The 15158-nt window shown below is 65.0% G+C and carries 15 protein-coding genes; 7 read left to right on the forward strand and 8 right to left on the reverse strand.

Annotation, left to right across the window (positions count from 1 at the left end):
* The first annotated feature begins 36 nt into the window (after window positions 1-36).
* The 4 genes from AC2FNY_RS19745 to AC2FNY_RS19760 are packed head-to-tail and all read left to right on the forward strand — an operon-like array spanning window position 37 to window position 3893.
* Window positions 37-918 (forward strand): FAD binding domain-containing protein, encoded by an 882-nt coding sequence (locus AC2FNY_RS19745; RefSeq protein WP_496803512.1) that lies wholly within the window; start codon window positions 37-39, stop codon window positions 916-918.
* Window positions 915-1394, forward strand: a complete 480-nt coding sequence (locus AC2FNY_RS19750; protein ID WP_011242190.1) for a (2Fe-2S)-binding protein — start codon at window positions 915-917, stop codon at window positions 1392-1394. Before AC2FNY_RS19745 ends, AC2FNY_RS19750 begins: the two co-directional genes overlap by 4 nt.
* A complete protein-coding gene (locus AC2FNY_RS19755; RefSeq protein WP_496803513.1) occupies window positions 1394-3655 on the forward strand; it encodes a xanthine dehydrogenase family protein molybdopterin-binding subunit in 2262 nt (753 codons plus the stop codon). The genes AC2FNY_RS19750 and AC2FNY_RS19755 overlap by 1 nt, the downstream gene beginning before the upstream one ends.
* Complete coding sequence (locus AC2FNY_RS19760) at window positions 3648-3893, forward strand: MoaD/ThiS family protein (protein ID WP_234140314.1); 246 nt, start codon at window positions 3648-3650, stop codon at window positions 3891-3893. Before AC2FNY_RS19755 ends, AC2FNY_RS19760 begins: the two co-directional genes overlap by 8 nt.
* A gap of 205 nt (window positions 3894-4098) precedes the next feature.
* On the opposite strand, the gene AC2FNY_RS19765 is transcribed toward AC2FNY_RS19760, so the two are convergent.
* On the reverse strand, window positions 4099-4839 hold the full coding sequence (locus tag AC2FNY_RS19765; RefSeq protein ID WP_234168082.1) for an aspartate/glutamate racemase family protein: 741 nt from the start codon (window positions 4837-4839) through the stop codon (window positions 4099-4101).
* A gap of 7 nt (window positions 4840-4846) precedes the next feature.
* Window positions 4847-5536 carry a GntR family transcriptional regulator gene (locus tag AC2FNY_RS19770; protein ID WP_234140310.1) on the reverse strand — a complete coding sequence of 230 codons (690 nt, stop codon included), beginning with the start codon at window positions 5534-5536 and terminating at the stop codon, window positions 4847-4849.
* 107 nt (window positions 5537-5643) lie between these two features.
* Here AC2FNY_RS19770 and AC2FNY_RS19775 point away from each other — a divergent pair, with 107 nt between their 5' ends.
* Window positions 5644-7335 carry a thiamine pyrophosphate-binding protein gene (locus tag AC2FNY_RS19775; protein WP_496803514.1) on the forward strand — a complete coding sequence of 564 codons (1692 nt, stop codon included), beginning with the start codon at window positions 5644-5646 and terminating at the stop codon, window positions 7333-7335.
* Between the two features lie 102 nt (window positions 7336-7437).
* Here the strand turns inward: AC2FNY_RS19775 and AC2FNY_RS19780 are convergent, their stop codons facing one another.
* The 4 genes from AC2FNY_RS19780 to AC2FNY_RS19795 form a co-directional block, all read right to left on the reverse strand.
* Window positions 7438-8274, reverse strand: coding sequence for a PhzF family phenazine biosynthesis protein (locus AC2FNY_RS19780; protein ID WP_496803515.1), 837 nt, complete (start codon window positions 8272-8274; stop codon window positions 7438-7440).
* 49 nt (window positions 8275-8323) lie between these two features.
* Window positions 8324-9298, reverse strand: a complete 975-nt coding sequence (locus AC2FNY_RS19785; protein ID WP_496803516.1) for an alpha/beta fold hydrolase — start codon at window positions 9296-9298, stop codon at window positions 8324-8326.
* Window positions 9299-9371: 73 nt separating this feature from the next.
* Window positions 9372-9992, reverse strand: a complete 621-nt coding sequence (locus AC2FNY_RS19790; RefSeq protein WP_496803517.1) for a pyridoxamine 5'-phosphate oxidase family protein — start codon at window positions 9990-9992, stop codon at window positions 9372-9374.
* A gap of 14 nt (window positions 9993-10006) precedes the next feature.
* Window positions 10007-10471: a nuclear transport factor 2 family protein gene (locus tag AC2FNY_RS19795; protein WP_496803518.1), complete on the reverse strand. Its 465-nt coding sequence runs from the start codon at window positions 10469-10471 to the stop codon at window positions 10007-10009.
* A 303-nt stretch (window positions 10472-10774) separates the two neighbouring features.
* On the opposite strand from AC2FNY_RS19795, the gene AC2FNY_RS19800 reads away from it, so the two are divergent.
* Window positions 10775-11341, forward strand: coding sequence for a TetR/AcrR family transcriptional regulator (locus AC2FNY_RS19800; protein ID WP_496803519.1), 567 nt, complete (start codon window positions 10775-10777; stop codon window positions 11339-11341).
* 27 nt (window positions 11342-11368) lie between these two features.
* Here the strand turns inward: AC2FNY_RS19800 and AC2FNY_RS19805 are convergent, their stop codons facing one another.
* Complete coding sequence (locus AC2FNY_RS19805) at window positions 11369-13513, reverse strand: 3-hydroxyacyl-CoA dehydrogenase NAD-binding domain-containing protein (protein WP_496803520.1); 2145 nt, start codon at window positions 13511-13513, stop codon at window positions 11369-11371.
* A gap of 12 nt (window positions 13514-13525) precedes the next feature.
* Window positions 13526-14734 (reverse strand): acetyl-CoA C-acetyltransferase, encoded by a 1209-nt coding sequence (locus AC2FNY_RS19810; RefSeq protein WP_496803521.1) that lies wholly within the window; start codon window positions 14732-14734, stop codon window positions 13526-13528.
* A gap of 97 nt (window positions 14735-14831) precedes the next feature.
* Here AC2FNY_RS19810 and AC2FNY_RS19815 point away from each other — a divergent pair.
* Window positions 14832-15158 (forward strand): AraC family transcriptional regulator ligand-binding domain-containing protein (locus tag AC2FNY_RS19815; RefSeq protein ID WP_496803522.1); only part of this gene is annotated, 327 nt, incomplete at its 3' end.

The raw sequence follows: 15158 nt of genomic DNA on the forward strand, positions 1-15158 counted from the left end.
CCCAATGGCCCGGACCAACAGCCACGAGGTAAGTTCATGCAATATCACAGCCCCGAAAGCTTTGCCCAAGCCGCAAGGCTGGCCGCCGAAGCCGAGGGTGTCACCCGGTTTCTCGCCGGGGGGACCGATGTTCTGGTGCAGTTGCGCGCCGATATCGTCACCCCCGACACGCTGATCGACATCAAGAAGATTCCTGGCACCCAAGACATCACCCGCAACGGGGATGGCAGCTGGACGCTGGGTGCGGCTGTTCCCGGCGCCGAGCTGGGCGAGCACGCGGGGCTGGTCGACGACTGGCCCGGCGTGGTCGAGGCGATGAACCTGGTGGGATCCACCCAGGTGCAGGGTCGCGCGACGCTGACCGGCAATCTGTGCAACGGTTCGCCGGCCGCCGACTCCGTGCCCGCCATGGTCGCGGCCTCCATGACCGCGACCGTGACCGGCCCCGATGGCGAACGCGTCGTCGCGGTCGAGGATATTCCGACCGGTCCGGGCCGCACCTCGCTGGCCAAGGGCGAACTGATCTCAGCCCTGCATATCCCGGCACGCGGTGAAAACGCGGGCGATGCCTATCTGCGCTTCATCCCGCGCAGCGAGATGGATATCGCCGTGGTGGGCTGTGCCGTCAACCTGCGCCTGGACGGGGACACCATCACCGAGGCGCGCGTCTCGCTGGGTGCCGTGGCGCCGACCGTTCTGCTGGTCGGGGACGCTGCTGCCGCGATCATTGGCTCCACGCTGGATGACGTCGCGCTGGATCGTCTGGCGGCCGCCGCCTCGGCCGCCTGCAAGCCGATCGACGACAAGCGCGGCACCATCGCGTTCCGTACCGAGGTTGCCGGCGTGCTGGCCAAGCGTGTCGCGCGCATCGCCTATGCCCGGGCCAAGGGCGAAATCATCAAGGGGCATCACGGATGAGCAAGATCCACGTATCCACCACCGTCAACGGCGATGCGGTCGAGTATCTGTGCGACCCGCGCGAAACCCTGCTGGACTGTCTGCGCGACAAGCTCAGCCTGACCGGCGCCAAGGAAGGCTGCGGCACGGGCGATTGCGGCGCCTGTTCGGTGACGCTTGACGGGCGGCTGGTCTGCTCCTGCCTGGTGCTGGGGGTCGAGGCCGAGGGCAAGGAGATCGGCACGGTCGAAGGCATCGCCGAGGGCGATGTGCTGCATCCGCTGCAACAGAAGTTCATCGACTATGCCGCGCTGCAATGCGGCATCTGCACCCCCGGCATCCTGGTCGCGGCCAAGGCGCTGCTGGAGCAGAACCCCGACCCGACCGAGGAAGAGGTGCGGTTCTGGCTGGCTGGCAACCTGTGCCGCTGCACCGGCTATGACAAGATCATCCGCGCCGTGATGGACACGGCCCGCGACATGAGGGAGGCGGTATAATGGCGCTCGACGATCGCAAATCCGACGGTTTCACCTTTGTCGGCACCCGTCCGAACCGGCCCGACGGGTTGGACAAGGTCACCGGCCGCGCCCGGTTCGGCGCTGATGCGTCGGCCCCCGGCATGCTGCATGGCGCCATCCTGCGCAGCCCGCACGCCCATGCCCGCATCCTGCGCATCGACACGTCCAAGGCAGAGGCGCTGAAGGATGTGAAGGCCGTGGTCACCCGTGCCGATTTCTCGGACAAGGTGGAGTTTGCGCCGGGGCTGGAGGGTGATTTCTGGAGCATCCTCGAAAACGTCATGGCAGGCGACAAGGCGCTCTATGACGGGCATGCGGTGGCCGCGGTTGCGGCGACTTCGGCGCTGGCTGCCCGCGATGCGCTCAAGCTGATCGAGGTGGACTACGAGGTCCTGCCCCATGTTACGGATGTGGACAAGGCGATGCTGATGGACGCCCCGGTGATCCGTCAGGGGGCCGCGGACTATTCCGTGCCCGAGGGGATGCATCCCAACGTGGTGCGCAAACATGAAAGCGGCCATGGCGATGTCGAGGCGGGTTTTGCCGAGGCCGATCTGGTGATCGAGGATCACTTTACCACCGAGGCGACCCACCAGGGCTATATCGAACCGCATGCCTGCCTGGCCACGCTGGGGGCCGATGGCAAGGGCGAGCTGTGGTGCTGCACCCAGGGACACTGGATCGTGCAGAAAACCTGTGCCGCGCTTCTGGGGATCGAGACCGCCAACCTGCGTGTGACCGCCTCGGAAATCGGGGGCGGTTTTGGCGGCAAGACCACCGTGTTCATCGAGCCGGTGGCGCTGGCACTGTCGCGCAAGGCCAACAAGCCGGTGAAACTGGTGATGAGCCGGTCCGAGGTGTTCCGCGCCACCGGACCGACCGCCTCGGCCTCGATGGATATCAAGATCGGCATGAAGAAGGACGGCACGCTGACCGCGGCCCAGGGCACGTTCCGCCTGCAGGGCGGCGCCTTTCCCGGTGGTCCGGCGGACTTCACCGCCATGTGCGCCTTTGCCCCCTATAACCTGCCGCATGTGCGCCAGGTGGGCTATGACGTGATGACCAACCGGCCCAAACAGGCCGCCTATCGCGCGCCCGGCTCGCCCATGGCGGCCTTTGCGGTGGAATCGGTGATCGACGAGCTGTGCAATCAACTGGGACTCGACCCGATCGAGGTGCGGCTCAAGAATGCCTCGCGCGAGGGGACCAAGGCGAGCTATGGGCCCAGGTTCCAGCGCATCGGCCTGGTCGAAACGCTGGAGGCGGCCAAGGCGCATCCCCATTACACCGCGCCGCTGAAACCGGGGCAGGGGCGGGGGATTTCCTGCGGGTTCTGGTTCAACCATGGTGGCGAGACCTCGGTCTCTCTGGCGCTGAGCGAAGATGGCTCGGCCCAGGTCATGGTGGGCACGCCCGATATCGGCGGCAGCCGCGCCTCGATGGCGCTGATGGCGGCCGAGGTGCTGGGCATCCCCTACGAGAACATCCGGGTGACCATCGCAGACACCGCCACGCTGGGCTATAACGACGTGAGCCATGGCAGCCGGGTGACCTATGCCAGCGGGCTGGCCACCATCAAGGCGGCGCGCCACGCGGTCGAGAAACTGTGTGAGCGGGCGGCGAAGAAATGGGGCATCCCGGTGGATGCGGTGAAATGGGAAAACGGCTGCGCGGTGCCTTCGGGGCCGAATGCGGGCGAATTCGACCCGCTGCCGCTGGCCGATATCACCGCCGATATGGGGCGCACGGGCGGGCCGATCTCGGGCCATTTCGAGGCGACACCCGAAGGCGCGGGCGTCAGCTTTGCCACCCATATCGTGGATGCCGAGGTGGACCCCGAGACCGGCAAGACCAAGGTCGTGCGCTATACGGTGGTGCAGGATGCGGGCAAGGCGATCCATCCCACCTATGTGGAGGGGCAGTTTCAGGGCGGAGCCGCGCAGGGCATCGGCTGGGCGCTGAACGAGGAATACATCTATGGCGCCGATGGGCGGCTGCAGAACAGCGTCTTCCTCGACTATCGCATTCCGGTGGCCAGCGACCTGCCGATGATCGACACGGTGATCGTCGAGGTGCCCAATCCGGGCCATCCGTTCGGGGTGCGCGGGGTGGGCGAAACCTCGATCTGTCCGCCGCTGGCGGCCATTGCCAACGCGGTCTCGGCCGCCGCCGGCGCGCGGATGCGGCAATTGCCGATGTCGCCGCCGCGTATCCTGGCGGCGCTCAAGGCGGATGGTTGAGGTCCATCTCTGGTCCGGCCTGCGGTCGCTGGCCGGGGGCTGCGAGGTTGTCTCGGTCGAGGCCCGCGATACCGGCGAGATGCTGCGCGCCCTGGTGCGCGCGCATCCCGAATTGCAGGCGCCCATCGACGCGGGCGTCTCGGTTGCCATCGACGGGCGGGTGATCGCCTCGGGCCTGACCGAACCGATCCCGGACGGGGCCGAGGTCTATTTGATGCAGCGCTTGCGGGGCGGGTAGGCTCCCGCCCCCATCGGCGCCCCTTGCGGGACGCCTGCGGGCGTTGGGCCGGGCGCCGCTGCGCGGCGGATCTTTTGCGAGGCGCTGCCTCGCGCTCCGGAGTATTTGCGGCGGAATGAAGGAGTGGGCGCCTGCTCTTTCCTCTTGCTGAAAATATCCCGGGGGAGTCACCGAAGGTGACGGGGGCAGCGCCCCCAGCTAAGGGTCAACCCCGCGGGTCGTCGATATCCTGGGCGAACCGGCGCGGCATCAGGCCGGATTGGAACCATGTGACCATCGAGTAGATGGAATAGACCGGCAGACCTGTGCGCCTTCGCAGATCGGCGGCATAGGGCACCATATTGGTGCATTCGAGAACGATGGCGCCCGCATCGGGTTGCTGCGCCAGGATCTGATCGGCCGCATCCAGCATGTCCTGACGGCAGGCGGCGAAGTCGATCTGAGGTGCGTCACCCAGGATGTCGCGGGTAAAGGCACGCCCGCCATCCGTGCCGAAGACCGGCGTATCCGCAGGCACGCCGGCGGCGGACAGATGGGCGGGGCTCAGGGTCGCTTTGGAGATGGTCAGGATCACCGCTTTTCTGCCCGGCGGCAGAAGGGCCTGTACCATCGGCACCTGCATCAGCGAGGAAGTTGCCACCGGCACGCCGAGGGCCGCGCGCAACTCGTCCTGAACCAGCGCGAGAAAGCCGCAATTGGTGGTGATCCCGTCCGCGCCGGTGGCCACCAGATCGCGACCCGCCTCGACAAAGGCGTCGAGTAGTACGCGGGGATCGCCTCGCACCACCTTGTCGGGCGAGGCGCCGCGCACCACCCTGTACTGCACCGGAAAGGGCCAGGTCAGCGCATTGCCCATATCGCCGGGAATGCGGGGAAAGCGGGTTTCCAGCATCAGGATGCCGACCGTGGCACCAAAGACCGTCTTGCCGCCGGATTGTAGGGACATGTTTGCCTCAGAGTTCGGGAACATAGAGTTGGGCATAGGCATCGCGCACCGCCTGGGTCGCCCCTTCGCGGCGGCGTTCGATATGGGCGCGCATCTCGGCCATGGCGCCCTCGGCATCATGGCGGGCCACCGCGTCGAGGATGCGTTGATGCGCCGAAACCATGGTCTGGCCCTGCGGCCCCAGCGATTGCAGGCGGCGCAGGTCGATCAGGCGCAGATAGCGGATGCGGTCGTTGAGATTGTCGAGCATGCGCGCCAATTCGCCATTGCCCGACAGCGCGCAAAGCCGTGTGTGAAACCATTCATCCATGCTGAGCAGCGTTTCGGTATCGGCGCGCGCGGTATAGTCGGGCGCGATATCCTCGAGGTCCTGCATCAGGATGGCGATCTCGCGCTCGTCGCCGCGCAGGGCGGCGAGCCGCGCTGCCTCGACCTCGACCGCGACGCGGGCCTCGTAGAGATCCATCACCAGTTCCGGCGAAAGCGAGCGGCAGAAGAAACCGCGCCCCGAACGGAAGGTCAGGAAACCTTCGGCCACCAGCCGGTTCAGCGCTTCGCGGATCGGGGTGCGCGAGGCGTCGAGCTGGGTTGCCAGCGCGCTTTCGTTGATGCGGGCGTCGGGCTTGAAGGCGAAATCCGCCGCCATGCGGCGGAGCGCCTCGTAAAGCCGGTCAACATTGCTTTCTGATTTGGTCATTCGGCGCCTCGATTTAGGGGGAACAATATCGCGGGGTTGACTTGTGCGCAAGATGTGATGCAGAGCTGTATACAATTCTGAACGCAAATTCTGTGAGGGCGAGTCGCATGGACAACCGGATGAATGGCGCCGAGGCGATGGTACGCATGCTCGAGGCGCAGGGGGTGCGGCATATCTTTGGCCTGTGTGGCGATACCACCTTGCCGTTTTATGATGCGATGCTGCGGCTCGATCACCAGATCACCCATGTGCTGACCCGTGACGAGCGCTGTGCCACCTATATGGCCGATGGCTATTCTCGCGTTACGGGGCGCGTCGGTGTGGCCGAGGGGCCGTCGGGCGGCGGTGCCACCTATATCCTGCCGGGGCTGATCGAGGCCTCGGAAAGCTCATATGCGGTGTTGGGGATCACCACCGATATCTCGGTCGCTTCTTACGGAAAATACCCGCTGACCGAGGTGGACCAAAAGGCGCTGATGGCGCCCCTGACCAAGTGGAACACGGTGATCAGCCGCGCCGATCACATCCCTCGCATGGTGCGGGCAGCGTTTCGCGCGATGACCACCGGGCGCTCGGGCGCGGCGCATATCGGCCTGCCCTATGATGTGCAATACGACCCGGTCGATGCCGCCGATATCTGGGCCGATCCGGCAACCGCCGGCTATCCCGCCTATCCGCAGGCGCCTGCGCCCGGCGCGGCCGAAGCGGCGGTTGAGGCGATCCTGTCGGCGAAAGACCCGCTTATCGTTTGTGGCGGCGGTGTGGTGATCGCGCAAGCCTGGGAGGAGCTGGACCGGCTTGCTACCCGGCTCGACATTCCGGTGGCCACCTCGATCTCGGGGCAGGGGTCGCTGGCCGAGACCCATCCCAACTGTCTGGGCGTGGTGGGGTCGAACGGTGGCACCGACGAGACATGGGAGATGATGGAGGCAGCCGATCTGGTGGTGTTCATGGGCTGTCGGGCGGGGTCCACCACAACGGCGCGGTGGGAGGCACCGAAACCCGGCACCCGGATCGTGCATTTCGACAATGACCCGATGGTGATGAACGCCAATTACCGGACCGAGGTCGCGGTGGTGGGCGATCTGCGGCTGGCCCTGGCCGAGGTGAACGCGGTGCTGGACGCCCGGGTGCAGGGCGCCGATACCTTTGGCGGCGCGGAGGCGATTGCCGAAAAGAAACGCCGCAAGTTCGAGGCATTCGAGGTGCTGGCGCGGTCGGAACAGGCGCCGATCCGGCCAGAGCGGGTGATCCGCGCGCTGATGAACACGCTGCCCGAGGATGCGACCGTGGTGTCCGATCCCGGCACCAGCTGCCCCTATTTCTCGGCCTATTACCAATTGCCGCGTCCGGGGCGGCATTTCATCACCAACCGCGCGCATGGGGCACTGGGGTATTCGCTGTCGGCCTCTTTGGGTGCCTGGTACGGGCGGCCCGCGTCCAAGACCGTGGCGTTGATGGGTGACGGGTCTTTCGGGTTCACGGTGGGTGAGCTGGAGACCGTCTGCCGGTCGCGGGCGCCGATCACCTATGTGGTGTTCTCGAACGCGACATACGGCTGGATCAAGGCCAGCCAGTTCGCCGACAAGGACGCGCGCTATTACAACGTCGATTTCAACCGCACCGACAACGCGGCCATCGCGGCGGCCTATGGGGTGAAATCCTGGCGGGTCGAGGACCCGGCCGATCTGGAGCGGGTGCTGGGTGAGGCGATTGCCCATGACGGGCCGACACTGGTCGACGTGATCACCCAGCCGCTGGAGGAAAGCAATGCCCCCGTCCGCCGCTGGATGGGGTAAGGCGGACGAGGGCAGGGCAGGCGGTTCGGGAGGGCCGCCTGGAGCGGGCCGCGTGCTTGGGCGGTCACGCGGCGCGCTCTGGTCTGGTGCGCGTGTCGGTCTCTACCCGATCTGGCGGGCGCTGCCCGAGACGCGGACGCCTTGGCCGGGGGTGTCGCCGATCTCGACCCTGAGCAGCGAGCGGGCGCCCATATCCTCGCCCTGCACGATGTCGATCGTGCCGCCATGCGGCCAGCCGATGTCGCGCAGATACCCCGCCAGCGCGGCGGCGGCGGCACCGGTTGCCGGATCCTCCAGCACACCGCCGATGGCAAAGGCGTTGCGGCTGTGGAACCGCTGCGGGGTTTCGACCCAGAGCAGATTGATGGTGGTGAACCCGTTCAGCCGCATATAGGCGGCGCCCCGGTTCAGATCGTACTCCATCGTTGCCAGCCGGGTGCGGTCGCGTAAGGCAAGCACAAGGTGATCGTTGCCCGCATTGGCCACGGCGGCGGGCAGGGTCGGGTCCAGGTCGCTTTCGTCGAGACCAAAGAGCGCCAAGGCGGCCTCCAGAACTTCCAGGTCCACCGCGCCGCTGCGGGTGGGGGGAGAGATCAGCGCCGCCTGGACACGGTCGCCATGACGCTGCCCCTCGACCGAGATACCAGCATCGTTGAGCTGCAGGGCATAGGTGCCCGCGCCAAACCGACCGGCGAGCGTCGCCCCCAATGCGATGGTGGCATGGCCGCAGAATGCGACCTCGCCCACCGGCGCGAAATAGCGCACCCGCCAGCCCGCGCCCTCTGGCGCGGCAAAGGCGGTCTCGGAATAGCCGACCTCGGCCGCGATGCGCTGCATCTCTTCCTCGGCGGGCATCTGGTCGGCGATCACCACGCCGGCGGGGTTGCCGCCCAGGGCACCGTCGGAAAAGGCGGCGATCCGGTCCACATGTGCTGTCATATCAAATCCTCCTGTGGGAGAGGGTCCCGCCAGAGCGGGACCCTGGTCCTTAGTTAATGCGTGCCAGAAAGTCTTTCATCTCGGCGGCGATTTCGGTCCCGTATTCCTCAAGCGCGAAATGCCCGGTATCGAGGATGTGGAACTCCAGATCGGTCAGATCGTCCTTGTAGGGATGCGCGCCCGCCTCGGGAAAGATCACGTCGTTCTTGCCCCACATCAGCAGCGCGGGCGGCTGATGTTCGCGAAACAGCGCCTGCCATTTCGGGTATTCGGCGAGGTTGGTGCCGTAATCGAGGAACATCTCCAACTGCACCTCCTGATTGCCCGGACGGTCGAGCAGGTATTGCACGTGCCAGAAATTGTCCGGGCTGATCGCGTCGGGGTTCTGGGTGCCGTGGGTGAACTGCCACTTGGTGGCATCCAGCGTCAGAAAGGCGCGCAGCGCATCGCCATTGGCGACCGAGGGGTCGGCCCAATAGGCTTTCATCGGGTCCCAGAACTCGCGCAGGCCCTCTTCATAGGCATTGCCGTTCTGGATGATGAAACCGGTGACCCGCTCGGGGTTTTCGGCGAACATGCGATAGCCCACCGGTGCGCCGTAATCCATCAGATAAACGGCATAGTCATCTACGCCCTTGGCATCCAGGAGCTGGGTCATCAGTTGCGCGGTGCCGGCAAAGCTGTAGTCATATTCCGCCGCATCCGGCATCTCCGAGGCGCCGAAACCGGGATAATCGGGCGCGATCACGTGATACTCGGCGGCCAGTTCCGGGATCAGGTTGCGGAACATATGCGACGAGGTCGGAAACCCGTGCAGAAGCAGCACGGTCGGATTGGTCGGGTCGCCCGCCTCGCGATACGCGATCTTGAGCCCCTCCAGCGTCTCGGCGCGGAAATGCGTCTGGGCGGGCTCGGCGGCAAGCAGGCTGGAGGGCAGGATGTAGAACCCCAGCGTCATGACCCCGGCGGAAAACAGCGATCCGGCGGTGATGGTGGCAGCGGTATTGAGCAATGTGCGAAGCATGTCGAAAGCTCCCTTTGACAATGAGTTGGGTTTTGGTCTTGGGACTTGAAGAGGTGGGGCCGGTCTGTCCGGCCTAATCCTGCTCGGACAACTGTTGTTTCAGCCGTTCGTTTTCCGCCCTGAGCTGCGCCAGCTCGGCGCCAAGCGCATTCAGATGCGGGGCCAGTTCGGCCTCGGTATAGCGGGGGGTGATGTGCTGGGGGCAGTTCCAGTCCAGCCCCTCGACCGAGATGATGGCGGCGCGTTCAGCCGGGTGGGTCTGCTCCTCGGGCAGCAGGCTGGCGGCGGCCTCGGGCCCTTCGGTGAATTTCATCCGGCCGAGGATCTTCAGACGCCGTTGGTTGGCGTAATCCATCAGGATCAGCGCCACCCGGCTGTTGCCGTCCAGATTGCCGCGCGAGATATACTGCCGGTTGCCCGACAGGTCCGCATAGCCGATCGTGCGCGGCCCCAGCACCCGCAGGAACCCGGCGGGCCCGCCGCGATACTGCACATAGGGCCAGCCGATTTCCGACACCGTGGCCTGATAGAACCCGTCCCGCGCCTCGATAAAGGCCTGTTCGGCAGGCCCGATCTCATGCCCCTGCTGCGGGCCGCCCTCGATGAATTTGGCATAGCTGCGGGCGGAGCCGAGCCGTTCCTGATGGGCACGCACGGCGGGGGTGAAGGTCAGCTGGGAAAAGGCGCGGGGCATCGTTCTATCTCCGTTCAGAGGCCAAGTTCGGTCAGGCCGGGATGGTCGTCGGGGCGGGGCCCGAGAGGCCAGTGAAACAGACGCTCATCCTCGGTGATGGGCAGGTCGTTCAGCGAGGTGTGGCGGGCCGACATGCGGCCATCCTCGTCGAATTCCCAGTTCTCGTTTCCGTAGGAGCGGAACCAGTTGCCGCTGTCGTCGTGCCATTCATAGGCATAGCGCACCGCGATGCGGTTGCCGGACCAGGCCCACAGCTCCTTGATCAGGCGATAGTCCAGCTCTTTGTCCCATTTGCGGGTCAAAAAGGCGTGGATGTCGTCATGTCCGGTGACGAATTCGGTCCGGTTGCGCCAGCGGCTGTCGTCGGAATAGGCGGGCGTCACCACGTCGGCGCTGCGGCTGTTCCAGCCATTTTCGGCCAGGCGCACTTTTTCAGCGGCGGTTTCGGCGGTGAAGGGGGGCAGTGGGGGGCGTGTCATTGGGGGTATCCCGTGTCAGGCGATGGAAGCGGCCAGAATTGCCAGCGTCAGAAGCAGGGGAACATGTCTTGTCGGGAAAAGGGCATAGCGGCGTCGCATGGCGTTAATCCTTAGGTGTACCGATCTGTTAACGTGCTCTCAAGGTGTACTGATCGGTAAACTTTTGCAAGTCCTTTTGTGCAGATTTTTTCGTGGCAGGAGGCGTGGCGGAAAAACTTCATTTCGTGACAAATGGTTACCCCCGATGATTTGCACATCGCGACCGGCGCGTTTATGTACCGATCAGTAACCTAAGGACGAATCATGCGGCCGAACAAGAAAGACGAACTGGTGCGAAAGGCGTTGACGGTGTTCTACCGGGACGGGTTTCACGCCACAGGCATGGACAAGCTGGTGGCCGAGACCGGGGTGTCGAAGACCTCGATCTATAAACACTTCCGCACCAAGGAAGAGTTGATCGTCGCGGTGCTGAAACTGCGCGACGAGAATTTTCGGGCCTGGTTCGAAACACGGGTGAATGAACTGGCCGATTCGCCTGCCGACAAATTCCTGGCCGCTTTTGATGCTCTGGGAGAGTGGTTCGAGGAAGACAGCTATCGCGGCTGCATGTTCATCAATGCGGGCGCCGAGTATCAGTGCAAGGACGACCCGATCCGGATGGAGGCCGCGCATCACAAGCAGGTGCTGCTGGATTACTTCACCGATCTGGCCCGGCAGGCCGGGGCCCGAGACCCCGAGGCGCTGGGATGCCAGATCCTGCTGCTGAAAGAGGGCGCGATCGTCATGTCCTCGCTGATGGGCACGACCAAACCGGCCTGCGATGCCAAGGACACGGCGCGCATCCTGCTGGACCACGCGCTGAAAGGTTAGGGCGCGGGCAAGCCGCGCCCCAGGGTGTCAGGCGAGGGCGCGACCCTCGGCCACATGTTTCCTGAGGATCTCGGGCGGGGCGAACCGGTTTCCGTATTTGCCGGCCAGTTCCTCGCACCGGGCCAGGAACCGGGCCGGGCCATAGGTGTTGACGTATTGGATATAGCCGCCGGTATGAACCGGCGCGCCGATCCCCAGGATCGAGCCGATATTGCCATCCTCGACCGTGCGCAGCACGCCCTCCTCCAGACAGCGCAGGCTTTCCAGCACGGCGCGGAACAGGATGCGGTCCTTGATATCGGCGTCGGGGATATCGGCCCCCTCCTTGCGCCATGCGGCCAGCCCCGGCCAGATCGTCTTGCCCTGACTGTCATAGTCATAGAACCCCTTGCCGGTGGCGCGGCCATGGCGGCCGTGCTGGCTGATCATCTCGGCCAACATGGCGCGGGCGGCGGGGTTCTGTTCCTTGTCAGGGTCCAAGAGGCCCATTTCCACCTGGGTGTTGTAGATGTCGGTGACCAGCTTGATCTGCACCTCGTCGAGCAGCGACAACATGCCGGTGGGCATGCCGGTGAGGCGCGACAGGTTGTCGACGCGCACCGGATCATGCCCCTCGGCCACCAGTTCCACCGCCTCGATGATCTTGGTGCCGATGGTGCGCGAGGTATAGAACCCGGTGCTGTCACCCACGATGATCGGGGTCTTGCGGATCTGGCGGGCAAAGTCGAAGGCGCGCGCCAGCGTCTCGTCCGAGGTCTTCTCTCCCGCGATGATCTCCAAGAGCGGCATCTTGTCGACGGGCGAGAAGAAATGCAGGCCAACGAAATTCTCAGGCCGCGTGGCGCCCGTGGCCAGCCGGGTGATCGGCAGGGTCGAGGTGTTCGAGCCCCAGATTCCGTTTTCAGCGAGCAGCGCCTCATGCTCTGCCAGAACCGCATCCTTGATGTCGATCTTTTCGAACACCGCCTCGATGATCAGGTCGCAACCTTTCAGGTCGTCGGCCTTGTCGGTCGGGGTGATCAAGGCCAGCACCGCCTCGCGCTCCTCGGCGCTCATCCGGCCCTGTTTGACGCGTTTGTCCAACAGACCGGCCGTATAGGCCTTGCCGCGTTCAGCGGCCTCCATCGTCTGGTCCTTGAGCACCACCGGCAACCCCGCCGTGGCGGCGGAAAAGGCGATGCCCTGACCCATCATGCCCGCGCCCAGGATGCCGAGGCGCTGCACCTTGGAGGGCGGCACGCCCTTGGGCCGGCTGGCACCGCCATTGACCTTGTTCATGCCGAAAAACAGCGTCTCGATCATGTTCTTGGTGCTGGCCAGCGGGGTCAGCGACACGAAACGGCGGCTTTCATAGCGGGTGGCGGTGTCGAAATCGACCTTGCCCGCCGCCTCGGTCATGATGTCGAGAATGCGCGCGGGCGCGGGCATCAGCCCGCGCGTCTTCTTGTAGAGCATCGCGGCGGCGCCTGCGATGCGGGTCATGTTATGCGGCGCGGTCGATGGCCCGCCGGGGATCTTGTAGCCCTTGGTGTCCCAGGGTTGGGTCACCGCCGCCGCATCGCCCTGCACCGACAGGATGTATTCCTTGGCGCGGGTCAGAAGTTGGTCGGCGGGCACCACCTGATGGATCAGCCCGGCCTTGAGCGCCTTGTCGGGCGAGACCTGCCGCCCTTCGAGCAGGAAGGGCATCGCGCCTTCCAGCCCCAGCATCCAAGTCAGGCGCACGACGCCACCGCCGCCGGGCAGCAGGCCCAGTGTGACCTCGGGCAGGCCGATCTTTGTTTTCGGATTGTCGGCGGCGATACGGTGGTTGCAGGCCAGGCAAATCTCGAACCCGCCACCCAGTGCGGCGCCATTGATCGCAGCGACATGGGGCACGGGCTGTTTCTCCATCCGGCGCATCACGGCCTTGGTCGCCTCGACCGATTGAAACAGCGCCTCGACCCCGTCAGGCTCGATGCTTTTCAGCATCTTCAGATCGCCCCCGGCAAAGAACGTGTCCTTGGCCGAGGTCCAGATCACGCCTTTCAGCTCCGGTTCCGCTTCAAGCCTGTCCATGGTCGCGGCAAAGAGCGGCCAGAACTCGGCATTCATCGCATTGACCGGCCCGTCCATGTCCATGGTCACGGTGACGATGCCGTCGGCATCCTTTGCATAGTGAAAATCACCCATTCTGCCGCTCCCTTACAGACGTTCGATCAGGGTCGAGATGCCCATGCCGCCACCGACACAGAGCGAAATCATCGCCCGCTTGGCATTGCGGCGCTCCAACTCGTCCAGCACGGTCGAGACCAGCATGCCCCCGGTGGCGCCCAGCGGATGGCCCATGGCGATGGCGCCGCCGTTCACATTGGTGATCTCATGGTCGATATCCAGGTCCTTCATGTAACGCAGCGCGACCGAGGCAAAGGCCTCGTTGATTTCCCAGATGTCGATGTCCGAAACCTTCAGCCCCGCCTTGGCGAGACATTTCTTGGCCGCCGGGCCGGGACCCGCGAGCATGATCACCGGATCGGTAGCGATGACCGTGGCCGAAACGATGCGCGCGCGTGGCTCCAGCCCCAGATCGCGTCCCGCCTTTTCCGAGCCGATCAGCACGGCGGACGACCCATCGACGATACCCGAACTGTTGCCCGGCGTATGCACATGGTTGATCCGCGCCACCTGGGGATACTTGGCCAGCGCCATGTCATCATAGCCAAAGGCGCCCATGCCCGCGAACGAGGGGTTGAGCGCGCCCAGCTTCTGCATGTCGGTGTCGGGCTTGATGAAATCGTCCTGCTCCAGGATGGTCAGGCCGTTTTCATCACGCACCGGCACCACAGAGCGGTCGAACCAGCCGCTGTCGCGCGCATGCGCGGCGCGGCGCTGGCTTTCCATGGCAAAGGCGTCCACATCCTCGCGGCTGTAGCCGTCGATGGTGGCGATCAGGTCGGCGCCGATCCCTTGCGGGGCCGAGTTCTGGTCGATCACGAAATCGGGGTCGGTGAACATCGCGCCACCCTGGCTGAGCATGGGGATGCGGCTCATCGATTCGATGCCGCCTGCGACCACCAGCTCCTCCTGATCCGATCCCACCTTGGCGGCGGCCATGTTCACCGCCTCAAGCCCCGAGGCGCAGAAGCGGTCAAGCTGAACACCCGGCACCGCCTCGTCCCAATGGGCCGCCTGCACGGCGGCCTTGGCGACGCAGGCGCCCTGATCGCCGACCGGCGCGGTGCAGCCCAAGATCACATCGCCCACGCGCGCGGTGTCCATGTCGTGCCGAGCCTGCATTTCGCGCAAAAGACCGGCGGCCAACTGGATCGGCTTCACTTCGTAAAGCGCGCCGCTGGCCTTGCCGCGCGACCGGGGCGTGCGCAGCGCGTCATAGATATAGGCGGATGTTGCCATGACCGTTCCTCCTGAAGGTTTGGCAACAGCCTAGGGGCGGGTGCCGGGCGAAAACAATGATCTGGCCGTGCAGAGAAATAGACATTAAGTGACAGGGATGACGGTCACGATCCCGGCGACGATTGTTGCCAACATTCTCGAAGGCGCGGTGGCGCGTGGTGCCGATCCGGCAGCCGTTCTCGCGCGGGCGGGGCTGCCGGGGATTGTCGGCGCGCTGGAGGCGCCGGATTTCGTACGTCTGGTGCGTGCGGTGACACTGGCACTGGATGATGAACTGGCCGGATTGCAGGACCGGGCTCAGCGGGTGGGGACGCATGCGATCATGGCTGCCCATGTCAGCCATGCGGATACTCTGGGTGCGGCTTATGGCCGGGCGACCGGGTTCATGGACCTTATGGACAATTCCTTTCGTTTCTCACTGCGT

The organism is Ruegeria sp. BHSC223, from assembly GCF_059613025.1.